Here is a 25,747-nt window from a genome sequence, read left to right as displayed (position 1 = left end):
GGGCACGAAGGGTGCCCCTCCGCCCCGTCGGCGTGTGCGGGGGGCTTCGAGGGCGGTTGCGCGGAGGCGGCCTCCGGGGCGGCTCGGGGCCGCTTCGGGGCGCCACCGCCGTTGCCGCCGCCCGGCCCCCGCGGTGCCCGCCGTCCGGTGGCCCGTTGCCCTCGAAGGGCGCCGGCGCCCGGCCGGGCACGGGTGTCCCCGGCCTGATCGCACGGCGCGGCGGCGGGAGTCTTTCGCGTGTGCGCGGGGCCCGGCGGTCAGGGGGTCGTGATCGCTTTCGCCAGGAGGGCGCTGAGGTCGGCGATCTCGCGCGCGGTCAGCGCCGACGTGGGCGTCTCCTCGCTGAGCGCGGCGAGGACGTTGCGCCGGCAGGAGGCCCCCGCGTCGGTCAGGGTGATGAGTTTGGCCCGGCGGTCGGTGGGGTGGGGCCGGCGCGTGATCAGCCCCTGCTGCGCCATCCGGTCGACCACGTACCCGGCGTTGGACGCCTCGCAGCACATCCGCCCCGCGAGGTCGGTCAGCGTGAGCGGCTCGGACAGCTCGCGCAGCGCGATCACCTGCGAGCTGGTGATGCCGAGTCGGTCGGCGACCTTGCGCGCGTGGGCGTCGAGGCGCTGATTGAACCGGGCGACGAGCCCGCACAGTGCGGCTGAGTCGGCCTGTGGCTCGGTCGGTGCGTTCACGGGGTCCACCTTACCAACAGATCATCCGAACTGTTAAAGTCCGAACTCGGACCTTCCGAGTTTGGAGTATCGTGACGTCTGCATACCAGGGCACCCCACAGACCCGGCCCGCCACGGGCTCGACCACTCGTCGCGCCGCGACGCTGCTCGCCGCCGTGGCGCTCGCGCAGATGCTGGTCGGCATCGACTACAACATCGTTTTCGTCGCCTTACCGCAGATCGCCGAGCTCGGCTTCGGGCCGGGCGGCCTCCCCTGGGTGATCAGCGCCTACGCGGTCGCCTTCGGAGGGCTCCTGCTGCTCTGCGGGCGCCTGGTCGACCGGTACGGAAGACGGCGCCTGTTCATGGCCGGGGTGGCGCTCTTCGCACTCGGTTCGGTCCTCGGGGGCGCGGCCACCTCGCCCGCGATGCTGGTGATCGGGCGAGCAATCCAGGGCGCGGGCGGGGCGGCGCTCTCGCCGGCGATCCTGGCGCTGCTCGGCGCCGGCTTCCCGGAGGGACCGGCGAGGAACCGGGCGTTGGGGATCTGGGGCGCCGCCGGCTCGGCCGGCATGGTCCTCGGGTCGATCCTGGGCGGCGTGCTGACGCAGGCGCTGGGGTGGCGCGCCGTCTTCTTCGTCAACGTCCCCCTCGTGGCGGCGGTCGTCGTCCTCGCGTGGGGCAGCGTGCCCCCCGACCGCCCCGAGGCGCCCTCCGGACGCCTCGACCTCACGGGTGGCGTCCTCGCGACCGCCGCGGCCGGACTGACCGTGGCGGGGTTCACGTTCGCCACCGAGGACGGGTGGTCCTCGCGGGCCACGTGGGCGTGCCTGGGGCTCGCGGCCCTCGTGGCGGCCGCACTCGTGATCGTCGAGTCACGTGCGGCAGAGCCGCTGTTCCGCAAGAAGGACGTCGAGAACCGCCACCTGGTGGTCGGTACGGCTTCGACGTTCCTCTTCATGGCGGGGTTCGGCGCGCTGGCCTACTTCGTCACCATCTACCTGCAGGACACCCGCGGGCTGTCCGCGCTGTCGACGGGGCTCATCTTCGTCGTCCCCTGCGCGGGCGTCCTGATCGGAACCCACGTGGGCGGGCGTCTGGCCACGCGGGGCCTGCGCGTCGCACTCGTCGGCGGAAACCTGATCGGAGCAGCGGGGCTGGTGGTCCTCGCCGCCGCCATCGGGGCGGAGACGAGTTGGGCCGTGCTCCTCTCCACCCTGCTCCTCCTCAGCGTCGGCCAGGGCATCGTGTTCACCGGCATGTTCGCCACCGCGGCGACGGGGTCCGCCGACGACGAGCAGGGCACCGTCGGAGGCATCGCCACGACCGGGCAGCAACTCGGTGGCGCGGTCGGCCTCGCGGTCCTCGTCACCCTCACCGCCGGCACCGGCGACACCACCCGCGCCGCGGTCGGCTGGATCGCGGCGATCGTCGCCGCGGGCGCCGCCACGGCGCTCCTCGTCCCCCGGACGCGGCAGGCCCCGGCCGAGCTGTGACGTACCCGTCCGGCCGGCCGGACGGGAAGCACACGGCCAGGCGCGCCCGGGCCGTGCGCGTGGCCCGCACCCGTGAAGTCGGGTGCGGGCCGCGTGCGTTCGCTGCGTCAGCGCCCGGAGGCGTACGGCACGAAGGCCGCCCAGGTGGTGGGGGCGAGGGCGAGGCGGGGGCCGGTGGGGTTCTTGGAGTCGCGGACGAGGATGCGGTCGGGGGCGGTCGCCACCTCGACGCAGGACGGGCCGTCCGCTGTGCTGTGGCTGCTTTTTATCCACTCCAGCTCGGGACCAGCTCCGTCAGATGACTTGAGGCTCATGTCTCTCCCCGCAGTTTCTCGATGAGGTCGAGGGACTCTCGTGGTGTGAGAGCTTGCGCCCGGATGATGCCATAGCGCATGTCGAGAGCCGTGGTCTCTTTCGGGCCCGAGAAGACGCGGCTAGTGAGTGGTGCTTCGCTGAGTCCCACAGCTGCTCCGTCCCTGAGCTTGAGGAGTCGGAACGAGCCGTCGAGTCCTGAGTTCTCCTCTCGGTGGAGGGGCAGGACTTGCAGGTCGACGTTCCGGAGCCGGGCTACTTCCGACAGTCGTTCAAGTTGCCCGCGCATCACCACCTTGCCTCCGATGAGCCGACGTAGAGTCGCCTCGCACAGCACAAAGCTGAAGAGTGGCTTGGCGGTTGTGGTCCTTACGATCGCCTGGCGAGCTATCCGAGCGGCTACATGCTGTTCCAATTGATCTTCGGTGTAAGGCGGCCTGCGGGAAGCGAACACCGCCCGCGCGTACTCCTCCGTCTGCAACAGCCCGTCGACGACCGAGTTGTTGTAGGAGCAGATCTCGACCGCTTCCGCCTCCAGGCGCTTCACGTCCCGGACCTTCTTCGGGTACCTGACCTCCGCCAGTTCCTCCTTCATCGCCGCGACCTTGCCGCCCGCGCCCAGGACCTCGTCCGCCGCGTCCAGGTACTCGGGGCGGGGGATGCGGCGGCCCCGTTCCACGGAGGAGACCAGTTCCTCCCCGTAACCGATGGCCCGGCCGAACTCGGTCTGGGTGAGGCCGGCCGCCTCGCGCCACAGCTTCAGCTGGCGGGCCACCGCGCGCACCACCGCGCCCGCCTCCTCGTCGTCCAGATCCGTGTCCCCGTCGATCACGTCTGCCGCCCTCCCTCCGCGTCGGCCCTTCCCTGCTCAACGGCGCGGGCGGCGTCCCGGTAACCCCGGACAGCCCGGACGCGGGCGGGACGGGGGCGGACAGCGGGTGTCCGCCCGGGCGGCCGTCCTTCAACCGGCGGCCGGGCGCGGCCACGCTGGGCGGCGTGAACCAGACCGAAACGCTTGCCGAGTCGTCGTTCGAACCCCTGCACCGGTTCTCCGTACCGCTGTCCGCCACCCGGCGCGGTGCCCGGCTCGCCCGGCTGCTCGCGGCCGAGCGGCTGCGGGAGTGGGGTGCCGAGTCGGATGCCGCCCTGCTCGTCGTCGGAGAACTCGCCGCCAACGCCGTGCTGCACGGCCGGGTGCCGGGACGGAGCTTCCGCCTCACCTTGGCCCTCACCGGTTCGGGCACGCTGTGCGTCGAGGTCACCGACACGCGGGGCGACCGGACGCCGGTACGGGGGCGGCTCGCCGGCGAGGTGCTGGGGGAGTCCGGGTACGGGCTGGTGCTGGTCGAGGAGCTGGCGGACCGCTGGGGCGTGCGGCACGGCCCGGTGCCGTGCAAGACGGTGTGGGCCGAACTGGACACCGCTCCCGGCGACGGCCCGTGAGCGGTGGCGTGCGGACCCTCCCCGGGCCGCCCCGGCCGCTCGCCGGGGTGCCCGCTCCGGAGGGCCGGCCCCGGAACCCTCCGCTCCCTGAACCCGCGTACAACCTCCGATCGTCCCGGTGAGTCCCACGAGGCGATGCCCGCGTGCGCTCGACGGCGCTCGGGGGACGCCCGTAGGACCTCGAAGGGGACTTCTCCATGACTCGCCGGACCATAGGCCGGGGCGGCGCGCTCGCGGCCGCCCTCAGCGCCGCGCTGCTCGTACCCGCCCTCGCTCCGACCACCGCCGTCGCCGCCACTCCGACCGTGAGCTGCACGTCGGCCAAGGCGGGCCTCGCCGACAAGCTGAAGAAGGACATCACGGCCGCCCTCGCGGGCCGCAAGAGCACCGTCGCCGTCGGCCTCTACGACCGCGGCACCAAGACCAGTTGCACCCTGCGGGCCGCCCACTCCTACGACTCGGCCAGCACCGTCAAGGTCACCGTGCTCGCCGCGCTGCTGTGGGACGCCAAGAAGCAGAACAGGTACCTGACGGGCACCGAGCAGTCGCTCGCCACAGCCATGATCACCAAGTCCGACAACGCCGCGACCAGCAAGCTCTGGAAGCAGCTCGGCACGACAAAGATCAAGGGCTTCCTGAGCGCCGCCGGCATGACCAGGACCGTGCCGGGCAGCGGCGGCTACTGGGGCCTGACCCAGGTGAACGTCAGGGACGAGCAGAGGCTGCTGTCGCTCGTCACCACCGGGAACAGCGTGCTGAGCGACAACGCCCGCGCCTACATACGGAAACTGATGGGCCAGGTCGTCTCCTCGCAGCGCTGGGGCACCCCGGCCGGCGCCCCGTCCTCCGTCTCCGTGGGGGTCAAGAACGGCTGGGTGCAGCGCTCCACGCACGGCTGGCGCGTGCACAGCCTGGGCACCTTCCAGGGCGCCGGCCACGACTACGCGATCACCGTGCTGACGCACGACAACAGCACCATGAACTACGGCGTGACCACCATCCAGAACGTCTCCCAGGCCATCCACAAGGCCCTGGTGCCGACCGGGCCCGGAACCACCCGCTTCGCCCCGACCAGCCGGCCGAGCGAGGCGCTCGTCCCCGTGCCGCCGCAGGGCTGACGCTCCACGAGGGCTTCGCGTTCCGTCCGGATGGTGCCGGTGGAGGTCCCCGGTGTTGCGTGGCCGGGCCATCCGGTCGGTTTCCCCCGCGCTCTTCGAGACGTACGGCGAATGGTTCGCCTTACCCCGCCACCACCTTCCCGAAGGTGGTATGGGGGATATCTACCGTAAGCCCTCTTTCAGTCCCTCCGTGCCGCCCGGCGCACCGCAATACAACAGCCATTTGACCCCCGGCACCACGACGAGGGCCACTGTCCGGCGAATGCGTGCTCCCGGCCGAACGGCACTCGCTCCGTTGCCCTCCCGTGCAGGCCGTAGGAGGTCATATACCCAGGGTTTACGAGGCAGTTGACCTCGCGGTTTCGTGGTAGCGTCCTCGCTCGGAGGGACAGTGCGACCTGAAAGGGAAATCGTGAACACGGAGAAGATCGCCGCTCGCCGCCTCTCGCTGGAAGAGGTGACGAAGCTCGGCGTGAAGGACAGGATCCTCGTTTCCGCCGACACGGCAGAACTCAAACTTCCCGACTGCTACGTCCCTGCTTTTCTGACCAAGTCCGGTGAGGATTTCGAGGGCGGCTCGATCACGGCGAGGACCGTATTCCAGGAAGAGGTCTCCTGCCTTCCCGACGACGAGAACGAAGCCGGGGTCTACGTGGCCGACGAGGACGGCCCGGAGACCATCGAGGTCCTCCAGTCGGCCGGCGTCGTGCTGGACCTGGCGCTTTTCGTCCCCGGTGGGGACAGGGGCTCCCTCACGGCCCTCTACGCCGCGGCCCGGCAGGCGTTCGGCGCCGACGTCGTGCAGATCTGGCGCCAGGGCCTCAAGGAGGTCCCCGACGTGAAGGTCGACATCTTCGAGGAGCAGATCCCCCGGGGGCGCAAGGCGAGCGACAGCCCCAAGCGGGACCGTCGCGCGATCGACACCTACCCCACCCGTGCGGAATTCATCGAGTTCTCCGCGGGGTGGAAGCCGGTCGTGGAGATTCACAAGCCGATCGTCGACGACACCCCGACCATCTGAGGTCGCGTCACCTCTCGTCCCGGCGTGAGGCCGCGTCGGGGATCCTCCGGCGGAGGGGCCCCGGAGGCGTCGGCGGACGTCCCGGGGACGCGGGTGGGGGACCTGGAGGCCTCCGCGTCCGTGGGGCCGTCCCCTGCCGGACCGGGCGGGCGGTGCGAAGGGGCGGCCGCCCGGCCGCCGTCCCCCGCGCGCCGGCCGCCGGCCTCCCCGCCGCCGTGGAGCACCCGGCGGGCGTGCCCGCCGGCCACCGGTTTCCGTCCGGGTGCTTCCGGGAGGCCGGGTGGCCCGGTCAGCCCATCGTCTTGGCGCCGTCCAGGGACTCGCGGATGATGTCGGCGTGACCGGCGTGCTGCGCGGTCTCGGCGATGACGTGCAGCAGCGCCCGGCGGGCCGACCACCGGAGGCCGGGCTCGAACCACGGCGCCTCCGGCAGCGGGTGGTCCATGTCCAGGCTGGGCAGGGCGGCGACCAGCTCGTCGGTCCGGCGGGCCACCGCCTCGTACTCGGCCAGCACGCCGGCCAGCGTCTCGCCGGGCAGCAGCCGGAACTCGTCCGCCCGCGCGGCCTGGTCGGCCTCGGTCATGGCGTTGAAGTCGGGCATGGCCGACGGGCCCTCCAGGATGAAGTCCACCCAGAGGCGCTCCATCTCGGCGACGTGCTTGACCAGGCCGCCCAGGCACAGGGCGCTGACGGTGGTCCGCCGCCCGGCCTGCTCGTCGGTGAGGCCCTGGGTGGTGAAGCGCAGGAAGTTCCGGTGCATGCCCAGCGTCTGCAGCAGGTCGGCGCGCTCGCCGGTGGGGGCGGCCGTCTCGTTCGGGTTCGGGGTCTCGGTCATGGTCTTCCGCCTCCGGTGGGTTCCGTGTTCCTCGTTCCACGACCACGGTAGGAGCCATAGCGGCCACTTTCCGTCCTGAATTGCCGGGAGGATCGGAGGCATGGCGAACACCAGCTCCCGGACACTGCGACTGCTGTCCCTCCTGCAAACCCACCGCTACTGGCCGGGCCCCGAACTGGCCGACCGGCTCGGCGTCTCGGCCCGCACCCTGCGCCGGGACGTCGACCGGCTGCGCGAGCTCGGCTACCCGGTGGAGGCCCAGCGCGGCGTCGACGGCGGCTACCAGCTCGCCGCGGGCGCGGCGCTGCCGCCCCTGGTGATCGACGACGACGAGGCGGTCGCTCTGGCCGTCGGGCTGCACACCGCCGCGGAGGGCGCGGTGGAGGGCATCGCCGAATCGTCGATCCGGGTGCTGGCCAAGGTGGCGCAGGTGATGCCCGCCCGGCTGCGCCACCGGGTCGAGGCGCTGCGCGCGATGACCGTGCCCGCCGGCTGGGGCAACCCGGACCGGGCGGGCGTCGACCCGGGCGTGCTCACCACGCTGGCGCTGGCCTGCCGGGACGGCGAACGGCTCCGCTTCGGCTACACCGCCGCCGACGGCCGCCGCACCGACCGGGAGGTCGAGCCCCACCGGCTGGTCCGCCTCGCGCGCCGCTGGTACCTGGTCGCGTACGACCTCACCCGGCAGGACTGGCGCAGCTTCCGGGTCGACCGGCTCACCGCGCCGGAGGGCACCGGCACGCCGTTCCGCCCGCGCGCCCTGCCCGCCGCCGACGCCGCCGAGTTCGTCCGCGCCGGGATCGGCGGCCTGCCCCGCCCCTACCGGGTGACGGCCCTGGTGGACGCGCCGGCCGCGACCGTACGGCAGCGGATCGGACGGTGGAGCACGGTCGAGGAGGTGGACGCCGAGCACTGCCGGGTCCGCATGACCAGCGACTCGCTGGACTGGCCGACCCTGGCCCTGGGCTCCCTCGGCGCCGAGTTCCGCGTGCTCGAACCGGCCGAGATGGTCGACCAACTCCGCGACTGGGCGGCCCGGTTCGACCGCGCGACAAGGGACTGACCACCCGGCCGGTCCGGACGGCCCCCGCTGCCACCGCCCGTGCCCACGGCCCCGGCGGCCACGACACGGACCATCCCCCGCGGTGCCGCCGCACCTCTTGTGGCGCCATGACGATCGGTGTACCAATGGCGACGCAGAATCCGAACGCTGTTCGTGTCCGCACGGTCGTCAGGTCGCGCGGAATCCCCCTTACGAAGCGTCAGGCCCCCGTCAGGGCCGCGCGGGAGCGGGCACCCCCGCGCCGCGGCCGGCCCGCGTGCCGCCGGGCCGGCCGAGCCGGAGGAGCAGCAGATGTCCGCGGAACGTCCCGTTCACGACCGGCGCACGGTCCTGCGGGCGGGAACCCTCGCCGGCCTCGGGCTGGTGGGCGCCCCGATGACCGGCCGGGCCGCCGCCGCGCCCGCGGGTGACGCCGGCTACCTCGTCGGCCGGGGGCTCGCCGACGCCACCGGAGAGGTGGCCGAGGTCGGCATGATGGGCTACGGCCGGTTCGACCAGCAGGCCGCCGGGCTGCACACCCGTCTGCGGGCGCGCGCGTTCGCCGTGGTCGACAGGGCGAGCGGCCGGCGGGTGATGCTGATCGTCGCCGACTCGCCGATGATCTTCTCGAGCGTGCACCAGGCGGTGCTGCGGCGGCTCGCCGAGCGGTACGGCGACCTCTACACCGAGCAGAACGTGCTCGTCACCGCCACCCACACCCACGCCGGTCCCGGCGGCTACGCGCACCACCTGCTGTACAACACGACCACGTTCGGCTTCCACCGCAAGACCTTCGAGGCGGTGGCGGACGGCCTGTTCGAAGCCGCCCAGCGGGCCCACGACGACCTGGCCCCGTCCGAACTGGTGCTCAGCCACGGCACCTTGACCGGGGCGAGCGTCAACCGCTCCCGGGCCGCCTTCGCACGCAACCCGAAGGCCGACCGCGACCACTTCCCGGACGCCGTCGACCCCCTCACCACCCTGCTGCGGGTGGAGCGGGCCGGACGGGTGGTGGGCGCCGTCAACTGGTTCCCGGTGCACAGCACCAGCATGTCCGGGGACAACCGCCTCATCAGCGCGGACAACAAGGGGTACGCGGCCTACCACTGGGAGCGCGAGGTCCACGACGTCGACTACCTCGCCGACGGCTCCCCGGCGTTCGTCTCGGCGTTCGCCCAGACCAACAGCGGCGACATGTCGCCCAACCTCGACCTGAGGCCGCCCACCACACCGGAGGACTTCGACCGCGCCCGCGCCAGCGGACTCCGCCAGTACGAGGCCGCCGCCGCCCAGACGGAGCGGCCCGGCGTCAGGCTGTCCGGCCCGGTGGACTCCCGGCTGGTACACGTCGACCTCTCCGACGTCACGGTGCGCCCCGAGTTCACCGGCGACGGACGGACCCACCGGACCTCCAAGCCCTGCGTCGGCGCCTCCATGGCGGCCGGCAGCATGGAGGACGGCCCGGCCTTCCCCGGGTTCGAGGAGGGCGAGAACCCCTTCTGGGACGCGATATCCGACTCGATCGTCTACACGGTCTCGCCCGAACTCGCCCAGGCGCAGGCGCCGAAGGACGTCGTCGTGCCCCTCGGGGAGATGAACCGCGTCTACCCCTGGGTGCAGGAGCGGGTGCCCGTGATGCTGGTCCGCATCGGCCGGCTGTACCTCATCGGCATCCCGGGCGAGGTCACCATCTGCGCGGGCCTGCGGCTGCGCCGCACGGTCGCCGGGATCGTGGGGGCGGAACTCGACGACGTGCTGGTCGCCGGGTACGCCAACGCGTACTTCCACTACGTGACGACCCCCGAGGAGTACGACGCCCAGCACTACGAGGGCGGGAGCACGCTGTTCGGCCGCTGGCAGCTCCCGGCGCTCCAGCAGACCGCGGCCGGACTGGCCACCGCGCTGCGCGACGGCACCGACCTGCCCGCCGGCCCCGGGGCGCCGGACCTGTCCGGCAGGGCGCTCTCCCTGCAGCCGGGCGTGGTGCTGGACGCGCCGCCGGCCTTCCGGAGGTTCGGGGACGTGCTGGTGCCCCCGCGGGAGACCTACCGGGCCGGCGAACGGGTCGAGGTCGTCTTCGCGGGCGCCCACCCGGGCAACGACCTGCACCGGGGCGGGACGTACCTGGAGGTCCAGCGCCAGGAGCCCGGCGGGGCCTGGCGCACCGTGGCCGACGACGGCGACTGGGCGACCCGGTTCCACTGGAAGCGCGACGGGATCGCCGCCTCCCGGGTCACCGTCGTCTGGGACGTCCCGCGGGGCACCGCCCCGGGCAGCCACCGCATCGTGTACCGCGGCGACGCGAGGAGCGTCATCGGCACCGTCACCCCGTTCACCGGGACGTCGCCCGCCTTCACGGTCCGCTGACGGGCCGTACCCGGCCGATCGTCCACGGAGCCGCGGCCCGCCGGTGGCGAAGCGTCCGATCCCGGTGGCGCACCGCCCGTCACCCGGTGGGCGCCGGCCCGGCGATCGTCTTCGGGCGCATCGCTAACCGGCCAGGCGGCGACGCCAGTCCAGGGGGGTGATGACGATGGCCCAGCGGGGGTCGCCGTCCCATTCGGCGCGGAGGCCGACCGCTTCGAGGGCGGCCACGACCTCGTGGCCGACGGCGGTGGCGGTCTCGGGGGAGTCGTCGAAACCGCCGTAGAAGAGCGTCAGCCCGTGGCCGGCCACGGCGGAATCCGTGCACTGGGAGTGGAAGTAGACGAAGCCGCGGGCGCCGGGCTCGCCGGCGTCGCCGATCTCGGCGTGACCGCAGGTGCTGCAGCAGGTGAAGTTCTCCCGGGCGGTGATGCCGGCCTCCCGCAGGGCGGTGAACGCGCGAGTGAGCCTTTCGGGGTCGGTCTCGCCCTGCCATTCGGCCTGCTCCGCGACGCGCTCCAGCCACAGCCGGTCGGCCAGCGCCCGCGCCTGCTCGGGCGAGACGGGACGCCGCTTCGCGGTGGCCAGGTGGTCCTCGGCGAAATCGGCCAGTTCGGCGCGGGAGACGTAGCCGCCGGCCAGCACCTCGCGGACGTACGCCTCCAGCCTCTCGCGCTCGCCCTCGGGAAGCTCGAGCGGCGGCACCTCCCCTACGGGGCCGGTGTCCAGCGGCGACCAGGCCAGGTCGGCCTCCCAGCCGGCCTCCCGGCGCGCCCAGCCGGCGATCGCCGCGACGACGGCCCAGGGGCTGTCGGTCACCGCCCGGAAGTGCCGGCCGGCGGTGTCGTCGCGGCGCTCCACCGTGTAGGGGCGGCCGGCCCGGCGCGAGACCCGGACGAAGACGCCCGGCGGGTCGGGTATCCGCCGGACCAGCAGGGAGCGGTCGCCGTCGCGGCGGACCAGCCGGGCCAGTTCCCTGGCGGACACGCGGACGTGCCGCTCGCCGTTCTCCCTCTCCACCGCGATCTCGAGCATGTACGGACTCTGGCACGCCCCTCTGACAACGGGGCCGCCCGGCCCTCCGCAGCCCCGCTGACCGCGCCTCAGCGGCACGGGGCGTCGAGGTCCTCGGTGAAGGCGGGGAACTCCGCGCGGGCCTCGGCGACGATGTCGCGGGCCGGGCGGCGCGGGGTGGTCGCGTGGTGCTCGGCGAGCGCGGTGAGCTCGGTGCGCGGCGCGCTCGAGTGGGGCTCGGGGGGCCCGTACAGCACGGACTCCAGCGGTCCGACGCCGTCGGCGAGCACCCACAGGAAGTCGGAGAGGTTCCCGGCGACCACGCCGCTCTCGCCCTCCGAGCCCAGGAACACCACGGGCTGCTCGGGGAGGGGCCGACCGGGGCACGCGGACCAGACCGCCGCGGGACCGCCCGAGCCGTCCTGGCCGAAGACGCGGCAGGGGACGTCGTCCGGCTCGGGGTCGCCCGTCCAGTGGCGGAACCAGTCGGTGGTCTCCTCGGCGGAGTCGAAGGCGTCGTACGGTCGAAGTCGATGCCGTCGCCCCCGTCGTGGTCGAAGCCCAGTCGGGCCGGTTCGGCGAGGGCGGGCGGGAGGCGGCGGTCGTCGCCGGGCGTCTGCGTCACCCGCGCGGGCCGGCCACCCGCACCGACGGCCGCCTCACCCGGGCAGTGCCTCGGCCACGGCCCGGGCGAACGCCTCGGGGGCGTCCAGCATGATGTTGTGGCCGCAGTCGGGGACCGCCACCACCCTCACCCCGGCCGCGGTCAGCTCCCGCGCGCCGGTCAGCGGGCCGTCGGCCTCGGGGAACAGGTACGTGCGGGGCACCGGAAGCCCCAGCAGCAGCTCCCGCATGGTCGGGGTGGTGCCGCGCACCAGGTGGGTGGCGCTGCGGTGCAGGGCCTCCAGGCCCGCCAGGCGCATCGTCGACCACCAGTGCGGGCCCACCCGGTCGCGGACCTCGCGCCAGCCGCCGGCGACGAACTCCTCCTCCGCGTACGCCGCGATGCCGCTGCTCCCGGCGGTGCCGGGCGCGAGGGGCAGCGGGTCGAGGTTGGCGTCGACCAGGACCAGCCGGGAGACCAGCCCGGGGTGGCGGGCGGCGAGCACGACGGCGACCGAACCGCCCATGCTGTGCGCGACGAGTTCGGCCCCGGTGACGTCCGCGGCGCGCAGGGCCTCGGCGAGGGCGTCGGCGTGGTCTTCGAGGGTGTAGGCGAACGAAGTGGGGCGGTCGCTGTGGCCGTGGCCGAGCAGGTCGACCAGGAGCGAACGCCGGCCGGCCAGGAGGGGGTGCGCCGCGGTCGCGGCGAAGTACGCCGGGGAGGTGGCGCCCAGGCCGTGCACGTAGACGCGCGCCGGGTCCCGGCCCGGCAGCTCGACCCAGCGGACACGGTCCCCGGCGGCCGTCACGGCTGCGCTGCGCACGGTCTGTCTCCCCCCGACGGCGGTGTGGTCACGGCCGGGACACGGTATCCGGTGGGGTGGGGCCGGGGTCGGCGCGGGGGCGCGGCGGGGCGTGCGGGCGGTGGGGCATCGTGGGTGGTGGGGCGCGGTGGCGCGCCGACTGCGCGTCGGCAAAGGCACGGGTGGGGCGGGCGTAGCGTGAAGGCATGACTGCGTACGGATCCTTCCCCGGGGCGCGGCCGCGGCGGCTGCGCACCACGCCCACCATGCGGCGGATGGTCGCGGAGACCCGCCTGCACCCCGCCGACCTGATCCTCCCCGCCTTCGTCCGCGAGGGCGTCAGCGAGCCGGTGCCGATCCAGGCCATGCCGGGGGTCGTGCAGCACACGCGCGACACGCTGCGGAAGGCCGCCGCGGAGGCCGTCGAGGCGGGCGTCTCGGGGATCATGCTGTTCGGCGTGCCGGAGGACTCCAAGAAGGACGCCGCCGGTACGGCCGGGACCGACCCGGACGGCATCCTCCAGGTCGCCATCCGCGACGTGCGCGCCGAGGTCGGCGACGAGCTGGTGATCATGTCCGACCTATGCCTCGACGAGTACACCGACCACGGCCACTGCGGCGTCCTCGACGCCGAGGGCCGCGTCGACAACGACGCCACGCTGGAGCGGTACGCCGAGATGGCGCAGGTCCAGGCCGACGCGGGCGTCCACGTGGTGGGCCCCAGCGGCATGATGGACGGCCAGGTCGGCGTCGTCCGGGACGCGCTGGACACGATCGGCAAGGAGGACGTGGCGATCCTGGCGTACACCGCCAAGTACGCCTCCGCCTTCTACGGCCCCTTCCGCGAGGCCGTCGGCTCCTCCCTGCGCGGCGACCGCAAGACGTACCAGCAGGACTCCGCGAACGCCCGCGAGTCGATGCGCGAGCTGGCGCTCGACCTGGACGAGGGCGCCGACATGGTCATGGTGAAGCCCGCGGGCCCGTACCTGGACATCCTGGCGAAGGTCGCGGACGCGGTGGACGTGCCGGTCGCGGCGTACCAGATCAGCGGCGAGTACGCGATGATCGAGGCCGCCGCGGAGAAGGGCTGGATCGAGCGGGACAAGGCGATCCTGGAGTCCCTGACCGGCATCAAGCGGGCGGGCGCGCAGATGATCCTCACGTACTGGGCCACCGAGGTCGCGCAGCGGCTGGGGCGGAGCTGGTCCGGCAGGTGAGCCGGGGCGGGGCGGAAGGCGCGCCGGGCCGACGGTCCGGGCGGCGGCGGTCCGCCCTGCCGGTCGGTCCACCGGAGGGTCGGCCCCTGAGGGACGGCGCGTTCCTCCGGGCGGCCTAGACGGCCTAGAGCGGCGGGTGCTCGGCGAGGAGGCGGCCCGCCGCGTCGTAGAGGGCCAGTCTCTCGCCGCCGCCGCCGCCGTCGGACCGGCCGGGCGGGGTGGTGGCGTACCAGACGCCCCAGTCGGGCTCGCCGGGGAGCTCCAGGAGCGTCGCGGTGGTCTTCCGGCCGGTGGCGTCGGTGAGTTCGATGCGGGCGGCGTCCTCGGTGCCGTAGTAGAGGCCGGAGTGGAAGACGGCGTTCCGGTCGCCTTCCGACTGGTGGCTGACGCCGGGCCGGGACCGGTCGACGTTGCCGTCGACGACGCTGCGGAAGTTCTCGAACCCCTCGGAGTCCGCCCAGCGCTTGCCGTCCTCGGTGAGCCAGACCTTCCGGCCGCCCCCGACGTCCACGCGCTCGCCCGGCGCGACGATCCTCGGCGGCTTCGCGGACGGGGACGCGGACGGCGACGGGGTCGGCGGCCGGACCGGGCTCGGCGGCGTCGCCACGGACGGGGGACCGGCGGGTGCCAGGGCGTGGACCAGGGCGAGCGTCATCGCCGTCACCGTGAGCGCGCAGCACGTCGCCAGGGCCGTCGTGCGGCGGCGGCGCCGGGTGCGGCCCGCCCGCTCGATGGCCGCCAGGGGGACCGGGGCGGGTGTGACGTCGTGGGCCGCGTCGGCGAACGCCGTGCGGAGCTCTCGAGCGGTCGCCTCGGCTTCCGTCGGGGATTCGGGGGTCATCGCTGGGCTCCGGGGGAGGCGTGGAGGCGGGGGGCGAGTACGGGATGGGTGCGCAGCGCCTCCAGTCCGCGCCGGGCGTGGGTCTTGACCGTGCCGAGCGAGCAGTTCAGCACCTCCGCGATGTCCTGCTCGTTCAGGTCCTCCCAGTACCGCAGCACCATCACGGCGCGCTGGCGGGGGGACAGGTCGGCGAGCGCCGCCATGAGGGCGGTGCGCTGGTCGATCGTGTCCGCGTGGCCCGCGTGGGCGTGGCGGGCGGAGTCCGGCAGTAACGGCGTCAGCAGGTGCACGACGCGTTTCCTGCGGAGGCGGCTGAGGTTGTTGTTGACCAGGGCCCGGCGCACGTACACGTCGACCTCGTCGCGGGGGACCTTCGGCCAGCGCGCGTACACCTTCACCAAGGTGGTCTGGACCAGGTCCTCCGCCTCGTGGTAGTCGCCGGTGAGGAGCCGGGCGGTGCGCACCAGACGGGGCCAGGCCGCCGTGGCGAAGGCGGCGAAGTCGGTGGCCTCGGAGTCGGACTCGTGCGGCACGGTGCGGAACCTCGCGTTCGTACGGCGGTGGGGCGGGGGTGGTGGCGGTGGGTGCCGCGGGGTGCTGTGGGGGTGCTGCGGCAGGGCCCGCCCCGTGCCGGGCCCTGCCACAGGTCGGGGACGGGTCAGAAGTCCCAGGCGGGCAGCTCGGCGAGGAGCCGGCCCGCGCGGTCGTACAGGGCCACGCCCGGGCCGCCCGGGTGCGTCGAGGGGGGCGTGTGCACGTACCAGGCGCCCCAGCCGGGCCTGCCGGGCAGCTCGACGAGGGACGCGGGGGTCCGCGTGCCGTCGGCGGCGACCAGCTCGACGCGGGCGGCCTTCTTGGTGCCGTAGTACACGCCGGAGTGGAACACGCCGGCCGGGCCGCCCTCCGACTGGTGGCTGACGCCGGGCCGGGACCGGTCGATGTTGCCGTCGACGACGCTGCGGAAGTTCTCGAACCCGTCGGGGTCCGACCAGTGCTTGCCGTCGGGGGTCAGCCACAGCGCGTAGCCGCGGCCGGCGTCGACGCGCTCACCGGCCTCGACGACGCGTATGCCCGACGCCTGCGACTGCTTCTGCGGGGCGGTGGCGGGGGCCGTGGTGGCGGTGACGGCCGTCGTGGTGGCGCCCGCCGCGGTGGTGCTCCGCTCGGTGGCGGCGTACGCCCCCGTCGGCACGCTCACCAGCACGGCGGCCGCGGCGGCGACCGCCGCGTACTTCTTCGTCCGGGTCATGGATGCGGATCTCCTCGGGAACTGCGGGTGGACTCGACGGAGGGGCGCCTCTCCACCCGTACAAACCCCGCGCGCGGTGGACCCGGATGACACCGCGGCGGAAAAAGGTCCCCGGGATCAGGCGGCCGGCTGCTGGGCCAGGGACCTGATGCCGTGGAGCGTGGCGTTCATGTTCGCGCGCAGCTCGTCGAGGCGGGCCGCCACGACGGCCTCCTCGTGGTCGGGGGCGCGGTCGATGGCGAGGCTGACGCCGGAGCGGGCCGGGCCGAGGCGGACGGTGTGGCGCAGGAGGGTCGCGCCGCCGGGGGCGGGGGACAGGTCGAAACGCCAGGTCGCCAGGGGGTGGCCGGGGTCGGGGGCGCCGCCGCCGAAGCGGTCGTCCGGGTCGGTGACGGCCCAGGCGAAGACGCGCGGCTCGACGAGCTCGACGACGTGGGAGTGGGTGCGCCAGGTACCGAGGAGGGGGTGGGTGTTGCGGCCCTCGAAACGGGCGCCGGGGACCGGCGCGGTGGCGCCGTCGAGCCAGGTGGCGCGCTGGAGTTCGGGGCTCAGGCGGGCGGGGAGGCCGATGTCCGTCACCAGCTCCCAGACACGGGCCGGGGGTGCGGCGATGTGCGTCTCGGTGGTCGCGGTCGGGCCGTCTGCGTAGCGCATGGGGGGATCGTAGGACGGCCCGGCGAGCGGGATACCGCCTTCACGACCGGGGTGGCCGAGGTCACCCGGGGGTGGTCGTGGGGGTGTGGGGACGGGCGTGGTGGGCGGGGCGGGGCGTGCTGCGGGGCGGGGGCGGTCCGGAGGGGCGAGGTGCGGTCGGGCGGAGCACCCTGGAAGGGAGGTACTGGAGGTGTTCCGTATGCACACGCTAGTCGGATGGCACGTCGACATGGAGTTCCAGGAGGACGGCAACCGGACCAAGGCCGCCGCGCTCGTGCGGCTCGGGGACGGGACCGAGGTGCGGGGGCACGGGCAGGCCCAGCGCCACCCGACCGACTCCGGGCAGCTGCGGGTCGGTGAGGAGATCGCGGGTGCGCGCGCGCTGATGGACATCGGCACGCAGCTGCTCCAGAAGGCCCACGTCGAGATCGACGAGGCGAAGGGGAAGCCGTCGCGTCCGTTGATCTGAACCCCGGTCCCGGCCCCGGTCCTGACTCCGGGGCCGGGTGCCCGCGCCGGGGCCGGGTGCCCGGGCGCGGGTGTGAGGGGGCGGCGTCGTGGGACGCCGCCCCCTCGGACGGTGCTGACCGTGCGGTGTGCCGCGTCCGCGGGTCCGCTCAGTAGGTGAGGGCGTCCTCCCTCGTGCTCTGCCAGTACGACACGGCCGCGTCGTCCGTCTTGTACGTGTCGGCCGGGAGCTTCACCACGGCGGGCGAGCCGACCGAGCCGGAGGCGTCGCGCGAGGCGAACAGGACGGCGAGCCGCTGGGTGACGCGGCCGTTGGCCTCCTCCGGCGCGCGCTCGCCGCTCAGCACGACCGAGGCGTAGGCGGACTCGCCGGGGGCCAGGGTGACCACGGCCTGCGGCTTGCTGCCCTCGATGATCTGCGCGGCCGCCTGCTCGTCGTCGAAGCGGAGCAGCGGGGCGGCGTACGCCAGGCACGTGCGGGAGCCGGTGTTGGTGGCGGTGATCAGCAGGTGGTTGATCGGGCGGGGCGGCTGGACGGCGGTCACCCGGGTGTTGTCGCCGGTGCAGGGGGCGAAGGAAGCGGGGTCCGCGGAGCCGCCCTTGCCGGCGGGGGCGGCGGGCTTGGCCTGGTCGCCGGTGCCGCTTCCGTCCTTGCCGGTGCCGGTGCCGGTGCCGGTGCTCGTGCCGTTGCCGCCCTTCGCGCCTGCGGGGGAGGCGGAGTTCGCGGGGGCGGGGGCGTCGGCGGCCGGGCTGCTCGGCGCGGCGGACGGCAGGGCGGAGGGGGCGGCGCCGAGGTCGGAGCCGTCGCCGTTCTGGCAGGCGGTGAGCGAGAGCGCGGCCAGGAGGGCGGTCGCGGCGGCGGCGGTGGTGCGGGTGCGGAAGGTTCGCATGACGGTTCGTACTCCCCGTTGGTGGTTGCTCAGTGACGGTTGATCAGTGCGATGAGGATCGCGGTGCAGACGATCAGGACGCCGACGGCGCAGGCGTCGACGAGATCGAGGCGGTGGTGGGACCGCATCGGTGCTCCTGTCTCCGTGGTGCTGGACACACCGTGCCCGGCGGCGTGATTCGCAGGCAATCGGCACGGGACAATGAGGAACGCTGGAACGCTGGAACGGCTCTGACCTGCAGCGTCGTTGGGTGCCTGGAACGCGTGCCTGGAACGGTGCGGTGAAGGGGGAGGCTGGGTGGAGGCCGGGATGGAAGACTTCGCGGAGGCGTTGCGGGGGCTCAAGGAGCGCTCCGGACTCAGTTACGGCGCGCTCGCCAAGCGGGCGCACATGAGTACGTCGACGCTGCACCGCTACTGCAACGGTGACGCCGTGCCGACGGAGTTCGCCCCCGTGGAGCGGCTCGCGCGGCTGTGCGGGGCGTCCCGCGACGAGATGGTGGCGCTGCACCGGCGCTGGATCGTCGCCGACGAGGCCCGGCGCCGTGCCCGGACGGCCCCGCCGGAGGCGGCGGCACCCGGCCGGCCGGAGGACGCCGTCGGTTCGGGACGTCCGCCGGCGGGGGAGCGGTCGTCGGCGGGGGAGCGGCTGACGGTGATGGGGTCCGCGGGGGGCGGCTCCTCTGCCGAACCGGCCGGGCAGGGTGAGTCGGTCGGGTCGGCCGGGCAGGGTGAGTCCGTCGGGTCGGCCGGGCAGGGTGAGTCGGTCGGGTCGGCCGGGCAAGGCGATGACGTCGGGTCGGCCGGGCAAGGTGAGGCGGACGGGGCGGTCCACCCGGCCGCGTCGGCCGCGCCTGCCGGCTCCGCCGGTCCCGTCGGTCCCATCGGTCGGCCGGATGGGGTGGCGCCGGCCGGACCGGAGCCCGCGCCCGGCGCGGACACGGCCGCCGCCTCCGACCCCGTGGCCGTCATCGCGTCCCCGCCCGTGCGGCCGTCCGGCGCCCGGATCCGGCGGCGGCGCGTCCGCCTCGCCGCCGCCGCGGCGGCCGTCGTCGCCCTGACCGCCTCCGCCGCGCTCGCCCTGACGATGGACTCCCGCGCACCCAAGAGCTCCGTCGACGCGAGCGGCGAGTGGCACACCACGCCGGCCCGGCCCCTCGTCCCCGCCGGCCCCAGCAGCACGACCGCCTCCGCGACGCCGACGCCCTCCGCCCCGACCGGCACCCCCAGCCCCTCCGCCACCGCGTCCCCGACCACCACCGCCGCGCCGTCCGGGACCGAGAGCCCGCGCAGCGCGGCGCCGGAGCGGCGCCGGAGCGGCGTACCGCTGACCGTCGACGTGCGCCCGTACGTCTGGCGCGACCCGTGCAGCCAGGTGTACATGGTGGACAGGCCGCCCACCCGGGTCCCCCCGCCGCCCTCGGAGCAGGGCGCGCGCGGCTGGGCCGCCCCCCTGGGCGGGGTGCCCGGCGGGGACGTGTTGATGGAGCTGTCCGTGCAGGCCACGGGCGACGAGACGGTGGTGCTGCACGCGCTGCACGTACGGATGGTGGAGAAGGACGCGCCGCTGCCCTGGAACGCGTACACGATGGGTGTGGGCTGCGGCGGTGAGATGAGGCCCATGGGCCTCGACGTCAACCTGGACGCGGCGCAGCCGCGCGCCGTGCCCGTCGCGGGGCTGCAGGGCGACAGGGAGATCCCGGCGAGCGACTTCCCGTACAAGGTGTCCGCGGACGACCCCCAGATGCTGCGGGTCACGGCGCACACCACCGGGCACTCCGTGCGCTGGTACCTGGAGCTGGAGTGGAGCAGCGAGGGGCGGCGGGGGACGCTGCGCCTCGACGATCGCGGCCGGCCCTTCGCGACGAGCGCGACCACGGGGCGGCCCACCTTCGACTACCCGCTGGGCAGCGGCGGGTGGATCCCGCACGTCAGCGGGTGAGGGCCGGCGAACGGCCCGCCCGGTCGCCGCGCCACGTGGGCGCGGCGACCGGGGGCGAGCGTCAGAGGCGCTCGGGCGTCAGAGGCGCTCGGGCGTCCGGATGCCCAGCAGCGCCATGCCCTGGCGCAGCGTGCGCGCGGTCAGGTCGCACAGGAACAGGCGGTTCTCCACCTGCTCCGGCGTGGGCGCCTTGAGGACCGGGCACTCCGCGTAGAACGTCGTGTACAGCGACGCCAGCTGGTACAGGTACGCGGCCAGCCGGTGCGGCTCGTACGACGCGGCCACCTCGGTGAGCGTCTCCCCGAAGCGGTCCAGGTGCAGGCCCAGCGCGCGCTCCGCCGGGGCCAGCTCCAGCTCCGGGTGCGCGACCGGCTCGGCGTCGCCGGACTTGCGGACGATCGACCGGATACGCGCGTACGCGTACTGGAGGTACACCGACGTGTCGCCGTTCAGCGACACCATCTGGTCCAGGTCGAACTTGTAGTCGCGGGACGCGGACGTCGACAGGTCCGCGTACTTGATCGCGCCGATGCCGACCTGGGTGCCGCGCTCGGCGATCTCCTCCTCGGTGAGGCGCTCGGCCTCGGGCAGGCCCTCGGACTTCTCCCGGACGACCGCGGAGGCGCGCTCGATCGCCTCGTCCAGCAGGTCCACGAGCCGGACCGTCTCGCCCTCACGGGTCTTGAACGGCTTGCCGTCCTTGCCGAGGACCGTGCCGAACGCCAGCTGGACGGCCTTGACACCGTCGCCCAGCCAGCCCGCCCGGCGCGCCGTCTCGAAGACCATCTTGAAGTGCAGCGACTGCCGCGCGTCCACCACGTACAGCAGGGTGTCCGCGCCCAGCTTCTGCACGCGGTCGCGGATCGCGGACAGGTCCGTCGCCGCGTACCCGTAACCGCCGTTCGACTTGCGGACGATCAGCGGGACCGGCTTGCCGTCCGGGCCCTTCACGTCGTCGAAGAACACGCACAGCGCGCCCTCCGAGCGGACCGCGACGCCCGACTCCTCCAGGAGGCGGCACGTCTCGTCCAGCATGTCGTTGTAACCCGACTCGCCGACCACGTCCGGGTCGCGGACCTCCATGTCCAGCTTGTCGAAGACCGAGTAGAAGTAGATCTTCGACTCGTCGACGAAGCGCTGCCACAGCCGGATCGTCTCCGGGTCGCCGGACTGGAGCAGGACGACCCGGTCGCGGGCCCGCGCCTTGAACTCCTCGTCGGAGTCGAACAGCGCGCGCGACGCCTTGTACAGCCGGTTCAGGTTCGACATGGCCTCCTCGCCGGAGGCCTGCGTGTCGCCCGTGTCCGCCTTGTGGTCCAGCTCGTGCGGGTGCTCGATGAGGTACTGGATGAGCATGCCGAACTGGGTGCCCCAGTCGCCGATGTGGTGGCGGCGGACCACCTTCTCGCCCGCGAACTCCAGGATCTGCACCATCGCGTCGCCGATGACGGCGGACCGCAGGTGGCCGACGTGCATCTCCTTCGCCACGTTCGGCTGGGCGTAGTCGACGACCGTCGTGCCCGGCTCCTGCGCGTACGGCACGCCGAGGCGGTCGTCGGCGGCGCGGGCCGCCAGCGTGTCGACGATCGCCCGGTCGCTGACCGTGATGTTGAGGAAGCCGGGGCCGGAGACCTCGACCTCCTTCAGCACGTCGTCCGCCGGGAGCGCCTCGACGACCTTCGTCGCCAGCTCGCGCGGGTTGCCCTTGAGCTTCTTCGCGAGCGCCAGGATGCCGTTGGCCTGGAAGTCGGCCCGGTCGCTTCGTCGCAGCAGCGGGTCGGCGGAGCCGGCCTCCGGCAGGGCTGCCGAGAGGGCGTCCGCGAGGCGCTGCTGCACGGTCGAAGCGAGAGAAGGGACCGAGGCCATGAGCTTCCGTTCCTGTTTCGGGGGCTTGGGGTTCTGTGCCGTGTCGGTGTCGTGCTATTCCGGTTGTCAAGTGTCCCACGGCCGAGCAACCTCTTTCCCACGGCTTGCCCCCCCTGTGGACGACGGCGGACCGAGGACGACCCGCGCCTGTGGACAACCTCCGGTCCGGTTGTCCCGTCTGGGAGAATGGCCGAGGGGCGACGCCGCCCCGAGACCGACCCTCCGAAACCCGCAGAGAAAACCAAGGACGTGCCGATCGTGGCTCAGAGCAGCACCGAGACCGACTGGGTCTCCCGTTTCGCGGACGAGGTCATCGCCGAGTCGGAGCGACGTGCGCCTGGCAAACCGGTCGTCGTCGCCTCCGGCCTCTCCCCGTCCGGCCCCATCCACCTCGGCAACCTCCGCGAGGTCATGACCCCGCACCTGGTGGCCGACGAGGTCCGCCGCCGCGGGCACGAGGTCCGGCACCTGATCTCCTGGGACGACTACGACCGCTACCGCAAGGTCCCGGCCGGCGTCCCCGGGGTCGACGACTCCTGGGCCGAGCACATCGGCAAGCCCCTGACGTCCGTCCCGGCCCCGGCGGGCTCCCCGCACGCGAACTGGGCGGAGCACTTCAAGGCCGCCATGGTCGCGTCGCTCGCCGAGCTGGGCGTCGAGTTCGACGGCATCAGCCAGACGGAGCAGTACACGGGCGGCGCCTACCGCGCGCAGATCCTGCACGCGATGCGGAACCGTGCCCGGATCGACGCGATCCTCGACCGGTACCGGACGAAGGACAAGGCCACCGGCCAGCCCAAGGGCAAGGCGCAGCAGAAGCAGCAGAAGCCGGTCGACGAGGCCGAGCTGGAGGCCGCCGAGGGCTCCGGCGCGGCCAGCGAGGACGACGGCTCGGGCGGCGCCGGCGGGTACTACCCGTACAAGCCGTACTGCGGCCGCTGCGAGCGCGACCTCACGACCGTCACGTCGTACGACGACGAGACGACCGAGATGGCGTACGGCTGCGTGTGCGGCTTCTCCGAGACCGTGCGGCTGGAGGAGTTCGACCGCGGCAAGCTGGTCTGGAAGGTCGACTGGCCGATGCGCTGGGCGTACGAGGGCGTGATCTTCGAGCCCAGCGGCGTCGACCACTCGTCGCCCGGCTCGTCCTTCGTGGTCGGCGGGCAGATCGTCCGCGAGGTCTTCGACGGCGTCCAGCCGATCGGCCCGATGTACGCCTTCGTCGGCATCTCCGGCATGGCGAAGATGTCGTCCTCCAAGGGCGGCGTGCCCACGCCGGCGGACGCGCTGAAGATCATGGAGGCGCCGCTGCTGCGCTGGCTGTACGCGCGCCGCAAGCCGAACCAGGCCTTCAAGATCGCGTTCGACCAGGAGATCCAGCGGCTCTACGACGAGTGGGACAAGCTGGAGGCCAAGGTCGCGGACGGCACGGTGCTGCCGGCCGACGCCGCCGCGCACTCGCGCGCCGTGCGCACGGCCGCCGGCGAGCTGCCGCGCACGCCGCGCCCGATGCCGTACCGGACGCTCGCCTCGGTCGTGGACGTCACGGCCGGGCACGACGAGCAGACCCTGCGCATCCTCAGCGAGCTGGACCCGGCGAACCCGCTGTCCTCGCTCGACGAGGTGCGGCCGCGACTGGACCGCGCGGAGAACTGGATCACCACGCAGGTCCCGGCCGAGGCCCGCACCATCGTGCGTGACGAGCCGGACACGGAGCTGCTGGGCTCCCTCGACGAGGAGGGCCGCGAGTCGTTGCGGCTCCTCCTGGAGGGTCTGGACAGCCACTGGTCGCTGGACGGCCTGACGACGCTCGTCTACGGCGTCCCGAAGGTCATGGCCGGCTTGGAGCCGGAGGCGAAGCCGACGCCGGAGCTGAAGGTCGCCCAGCGCGACTTCTTCGTCCTCCTGTACCGCCTCCTCGTCAGCCGGGACACGGGTCCCCGCCTCCCGACGCTGCTCCTGGCGGTCGGCGCGGACCGCGTCCGCAAGCTGCTGGGCGCGTGACACCCGGGGCGGGCCGCCCCGGGTGACGGACGAAGGGCTCCACCCCGCGCGGGTGGGGCCCTTCGTCGATGCCGCGCCGTTCGGATGGTGCGGGGTCGCGTCCCGGGGACGACGAGGCGGGTGAGGCGGGGTGTGACTGGCGGGGTGGGTGCGGTGGGGTGGGGCCGGCGCGGTGGGTGCGGTGGATGACCGGTCCGGGTGCGGGGCGCGGGCGGAGGACGCCCGGTTTCGGGCGCCGGGGCGGAGGGCGGCACCCGGCCTCCGGGTCAGGCGATGTGCTCGGCTTCCAGCTCGGCCTGGTACCGGGTGATGAAGTCCGGGAGCAGCCGGCGGAGCAGGGGCACGGCGCGGGGGTGCTGGAGGCCGTAGGCGTTCGTGAGGTGGAGGGCCAGGGCGTCGGCGCTCGGCGGGTTGCCGTTCTCCCCGACGTACCCCTGGAACGCCTCGTACGCCGCGCGGACGTACTCGTCCTCCTCCGCCTCCGGGACGCGGTCGGCTTCCTCGGCGTGTGCCGCCGGGTCGTACGAGCCGGCGTAGGCGGTGTCCTGGGGCAGCGTGGGCGCGGAGAACCAGGGGCTGACGTGGTTGGCCGGGGCGGTGTGGTGCGGCTCGGGCTGCGGGGCGTGCGGCTGGGGCGCGGGCTCCGGCTGCTGCTCCTGCGGCTGGAGGTGCTCCTGAGTCTGCGGATACTCCTGGGGCTGGAGGTGCTCCTGGGGCTGCGGATACTCCTGGGGCTGGAGGTGCTCCTGCGTCTGCGGGTGGGGCTGGGGGCGCGGTGCCGGCTCGGGCTGCGGGTGGGGGGTGGGGCCGGGGTGCGGCTGCGGCTGGGCCTGCTGTCCGCCCGGTGCCGGGGTCTGGGCCTCGGTCGGGGCGGCGGTCCGAGTTGGGGCCTGGGCTTCGGCCGGGGCGGGGGCGGCGGTCTGGGCGGTGGTCCCGTCCGGTGCGGGCTGCGCCGCCCGGGCCTGCTGTGGCGCGGGGGCCGCCTGCTGCGGTGCCTGCTGTACGGGCGCCGCGGGCCGGGGCTCGGCGGACGCCGCCTGGGGCAGTTCCGCCACCGGGGCGGCCGCCAGCGGGGCGGGGGTCTCCTGGGCCACCGGGTTCGGGGGCAGCAGCATCGGTTCGACGCCCGCCGCCGCCAGGCCCGCCGGGGCGGTCTCCGCGAGCGGCACGCCGTACTTCGCGAGGCGCAGCGGCATCAGTGCCTCCACCGGTGCCTTGCGCCGCCACCCGCGTCCGAACCGGGCCTGGAGGCGCGCCTGGTAGATCAGCCGGTCCTGCTCCAGCTTGATCACCTGCTCGTACGACCGCAGCTCCCACAGCTTCATCCGCCGCCACAGCCGGAACGTCGGCACGGGCGACAGCAGCCACCGGGTGAGCCGCACGCCCTCCATGTGCTTGTCGGCGGTGATGTCCGCGATCCGGCCCACCGCGTGCCGGGCCGCCTCGACGGCCACGACGAACAGCATCGGGATGACGGCGTGCATCCCCACACCGAGCGGATCCGGCCATGCCGCGGCGCCGTTGAAGGCGATCGTCGCGGCGGTCAGCAGCCACGCCGTCTGCCGCAGCAGCGGGAAGGGGATCCGGAGCCAGGTCAGCAGGAGGTCGAGGGCCAGCAGTACGCAGATGCCCGCGTCGATGCCGATCGGGAAGACCAGGGAAAAGTCGCCGAAACCTTTCTTCTCGGCCAGTTCCCGCACTGCCGCATACGAGCCCGCGAAGCCGATCGCAGCGATGATCACGGCACCGGCGACGACGACACCGATCAAAACGCGGTGCATCCGTGTCAGTTGCATCGCGGCCACCCGCGGTCCCCTCCCTGGTCAGCATGCGCTTTCGCGGGCACAGCCTGGCACACGTGTGCGGGACCCGGCTGCCCGGGGGCGGCCGGATCCCGTCGTTCG

At 73.9% G+C, this 25,747-nt stretch carries 23 protein-coding genes and 1 pseudogene; 10 read left to right on the top strand and 14 right to left on the bottom strand.

Features of this window, described 5'->3' with window-relative positions:
* Window positions 1-257 precede the first annotated feature (257 nt).
* Window positions 258-683, bottom strand: a complete 426-nt coding sequence (locus IE106_RS04255) for a MarR family winged helix-turn-helix transcriptional regulator (RefSeq protein WP_189529847.1) — start codon at window positions 681-683, stop codon at window positions 258-260.
* Window positions 684-754: 71 nt separating this feature from the next.
* On the opposite strand from IE106_RS04255, the gene IE106_RS04250 reads away from it, so the two are divergent.
* The gene (locus IE106_RS04250; protein ID WP_229839975.1) at window positions 755-2,158 is read left to right on the top strand and encodes an MFS transporter; all 1,404 of its coding nucleotides are present in this window, start codon (window positions 755-757) and stop codon (window positions 2,156-2,158) included.
* 107 nt (window positions 2,159-2,265) lie between these two features.
* Here the strand turns inward: IE106_RS04250 and IE106_RS04245 are convergent, their stop codons facing one another.
* On the bottom strand, window positions 2,266-2,472 hold the full coding sequence (locus IE106_RS04245) for a DUF397 domain-containing protein (protein WP_189529846.1): 207 nt from the start codon (window positions 2,470-2,472) through the stop codon (window positions 2,266-2,268).
* Entirely contained in the window at window positions 2,469-3,302 is an 834-nt protein-coding gene (locus IE106_RS04240) for a helix-turn-helix domain-containing protein (protein WP_189529845.1), read from the bottom strand. Before IE106_RS04240 ends, IE106_RS04245 begins: the two co-directional genes overlap by 4 nt.
* 164 nt (window positions 3,303-3,466) lie before the next feature.
* On the opposite strand from IE106_RS04240, the gene IE106_RS04235 reads away from it, so the two are divergent.
* The 3 genes from IE106_RS04235 to IE106_RS04225 all read left to right on the top strand — a co-directional run bounded on the left by IE106_RS04235 (window position 3,467) and on the right by IE106_RS04225 (window position 6,052).
* Window positions 3,467-3,913: an ATP-binding protein gene (locus tag IE106_RS04235; RefSeq protein ID WP_373295895.1), complete on the top strand. Its 447-nt coding sequence runs from the start codon at window positions 3,467-3,469 to the stop codon at window positions 3,911-3,913.
* A 197-nt stretch (window positions 3,914-4,110) separates the two neighbouring features.
* Window positions 4,111-5,031: a serine hydrolase gene (locus IE106_RS04230; protein WP_189529844.1), complete on the top strand. Its 921-nt coding sequence runs from the start codon at window positions 4,111-4,113 to the stop codon at window positions 5,029-5,031.
* Window positions 5,032-5,443: 412 nt separating this feature from the next.
* On the top strand, window positions 5,444-6,052 hold the full coding sequence (locus IE106_RS04225; protein WP_189529843.1) for a hypothetical protein: 609 nt from the start codon (window positions 5,444-5,446) through the stop codon (window positions 6,050-6,052).
* A gap of 289 nt (window positions 6,053-6,341) precedes the next feature.
* Here IE106_RS04225 and IE106_RS04220 read toward each other — a convergent pair whose 3' ends face one another.
* Window positions 6,342-6,887 carry a DinB family protein gene (locus IE106_RS04220; protein ID WP_189529842.1) on the bottom strand — a complete coding sequence of 182 codons (546 nt, stop codon included), beginning with the start codon at window positions 6,885-6,887 and terminating at the stop codon, window positions 6,342-6,344.
* A gap of 100 nt (window positions 6,888-6,987) precedes the next feature.
* Here IE106_RS04220 and IE106_RS04215 point away from each other — a divergent pair, with 100 nt between their 5' ends.
* Window positions 6,988-7,950 carry a helix-turn-helix transcriptional regulator gene (locus tag IE106_RS04215; protein ID WP_189529841.1) on the top strand — a complete coding sequence of 321 codons (963 nt, stop codon included), beginning with the start codon at window positions 6,988-6,990 and terminating at the stop codon, window positions 7,948-7,950.
* 291 nt (window positions 7,951-8,241) lie between these two features.
* Entirely contained in the window at window positions 8,242-10,296 is a 2,055-nt protein-coding gene (locus tag IE106_RS04210) for a neutral/alkaline ceramidase (protein ID WP_189529840.1), read from the top strand.
* 123 nt (window positions 10,297-10,419) lie between these two features.
* On the opposite strand, the gene IE106_RS04205 is transcribed toward IE106_RS04210, so the two are convergent.
* The 3 genes and pseudogenes from IE106_RS04205 to IE106_RS04195 form a co-directional block, all read right to left on the bottom strand.
* Window positions 10,420-11,328, bottom strand: a complete 909-nt coding sequence (locus tag IE106_RS04205) for a DUF6891 domain-containing protein (RefSeq protein ID WP_189529839.1) — start codon at window positions 11,326-11,328, stop codon at window positions 10,420-10,422.
* A 68-nt stretch (window positions 11,329-11,396) separates the two neighbouring features.
* Window positions 11,397-11,932, bottom strand: a pseudogene (locus tag IE106_RS04200) (SMI1/KNR4 family protein).
* Window positions 11,933-11,966: 34 nt separating this feature from the next.
* The gene (locus IE106_RS04195) at window positions 11,967-12,734 is read right to left on the bottom strand and encodes an alpha/beta fold hydrolase (RefSeq protein ID WP_189529838.1); all 768 of its coding nucleotides are present in this window, start codon (window positions 12,732-12,734) and stop codon (window positions 11,967-11,969) included.
* 185 nt (window positions 12,735-12,919) lie between these two features.
* Here IE106_RS04195 and hemB point away from each other — a divergent pair, with 185 nt between their 5' ends.
* Complete coding sequence (hemB, locus tag IE106_RS04190; RefSeq protein WP_189529837.1) at window positions 12,920-13,930, top strand: porphobilinogen synthase; 1,011 nt, start codon at window positions 12,920-12,922, stop codon at window positions 13,928-13,930.
* 124 nt (window positions 13,931-14,054) lie between these two features.
* Here the strand turns inward: hemB and IE106_RS04185 are convergent, their stop codons facing one another.
* The 4 genes from IE106_RS04185 to IE106_RS04170 form a co-directional block, all read right to left on the bottom strand.
* Window positions 14,055-14,771: a hypothetical protein gene (locus IE106_RS04185; protein WP_189529836.1), complete on the bottom strand. Its 717-nt coding sequence runs from the start codon at window positions 14,769-14,771 to the stop codon at window positions 14,055-14,057.
* Window positions 14,768-15,304: a SigE family RNA polymerase sigma factor gene (locus IE106_RS04180; protein WP_189529835.1), complete on the bottom strand. Its 537-nt coding sequence runs from the start codon at window positions 15,302-15,304 to the stop codon at window positions 14,768-14,770. Before IE106_RS04180 ends, IE106_RS04185 begins: the two co-directional genes overlap by 4 nt.
* Window positions 15,305-15,429: 125 nt before the next feature.
* Window positions 15,430-16,020, bottom strand: coding sequence for a hypothetical protein (locus IE106_RS04175; protein WP_189529834.1), 591 nt, complete (start codon window positions 16,018-16,020; stop codon window positions 15,430-15,432).
* Between the two features lie 117 nt (window positions 16,021-16,137).
* A complete protein-coding gene (locus IE106_RS04170; RefSeq protein WP_189529833.1) occupies window positions 16,138-16,674 on the bottom strand; it encodes an SRPBCC family protein in 537 nt (178 codons plus the stop codon).
* A 199-nt stretch (window positions 16,675-16,873) separates the two neighbouring features.
* On the opposite strand from IE106_RS04170, the gene IE106_RS04165 reads away from it, so the two are divergent.
* On the top strand, window positions 16,874-17,143 hold the full coding sequence (locus IE106_RS04165) for a DUF1876 domain-containing protein (RefSeq protein WP_189529832.1): 270 nt from the start codon (window positions 16,874-16,876) through the stop codon (window positions 17,141-17,143).
* A 148-nt stretch (window positions 17,144-17,291) separates the two neighbouring features.
* On the opposite strand, the gene IE106_RS04160 is transcribed toward IE106_RS04165, so the two are convergent.
* Complete coding sequence (locus tag IE106_RS04160; protein WP_189529831.1) at window positions 17,292-18,032, bottom strand: DUF4232 domain-containing protein; 741 nt, start codon at window positions 18,030-18,032, stop codon at window positions 17,292-17,294.
* Window positions 18,033-18,341: 309 nt separating this feature from the next.
* Here IE106_RS04160 and IE106_RS04155 point away from each other — a divergent pair, with 309 nt between their 5' ends.
* Complete coding sequence (locus IE106_RS04155; RefSeq protein WP_189529830.1) at window positions 18,342-19,973, top strand: transcriptional regulator; 1,632 nt, start codon at window positions 18,342-18,344, stop codon at window positions 19,971-19,973.
* A gap of 78 nt (window positions 19,974-20,051) precedes the next feature.
* On the opposite strand, the gene argS is transcribed toward IE106_RS04155, so the two are convergent.
* Window positions 20,052-21,839, bottom strand: coding sequence for an arginine--tRNA ligase (gene argS / locus IE106_RS04150; RefSeq protein ID WP_189529829.1), 1,788 nt, complete (start codon window positions 21,837-21,839; stop codon window positions 20,052-20,054).
* 249 nt (window positions 21,840-22,088) lie between these two features.
* On the opposite strand from argS, the gene lysS reads away from it, so the two are divergent.
* Window positions 22,089-23,843 (top strand): lysine--tRNA ligase, encoded by a 1,755-nt coding sequence (gene lysS, locus IE106_RS04145; RefSeq protein WP_189529828.1) that lies wholly within the window; start codon window positions 22,089-22,091, stop codon window positions 23,841-23,843.
* A gap of 266 nt (window positions 23,844-24,109) precedes the next feature.
* On the opposite strand, the gene IE106_RS04140 is transcribed toward lysS, so the two are convergent.
* Window positions 24,110-25,648: a DUF2637 domain-containing protein gene (locus IE106_RS04140; RefSeq protein WP_189529827.1), complete on the bottom strand. Its 1,539-nt coding sequence runs from the start codon at window positions 25,646-25,648 to the stop codon at window positions 24,110-24,112.
* Window positions 25,649-25,747: the final 99 nt, after the last annotated feature.

This window comes from Streptomyces roseolilacinus, from assembly GCF_014649335.1.
Lineage (GTDB): Bacteria > Actinomycetota > Actinomycetes > Streptomycetales > Streptomycetaceae > Streptomyces > Streptomyces roseolilacinus.
The sequence above is the reverse complement of the archived record's forward strand: the minus strand, read 5'-3'. Positions and strand labels throughout refer to the sequence as shown.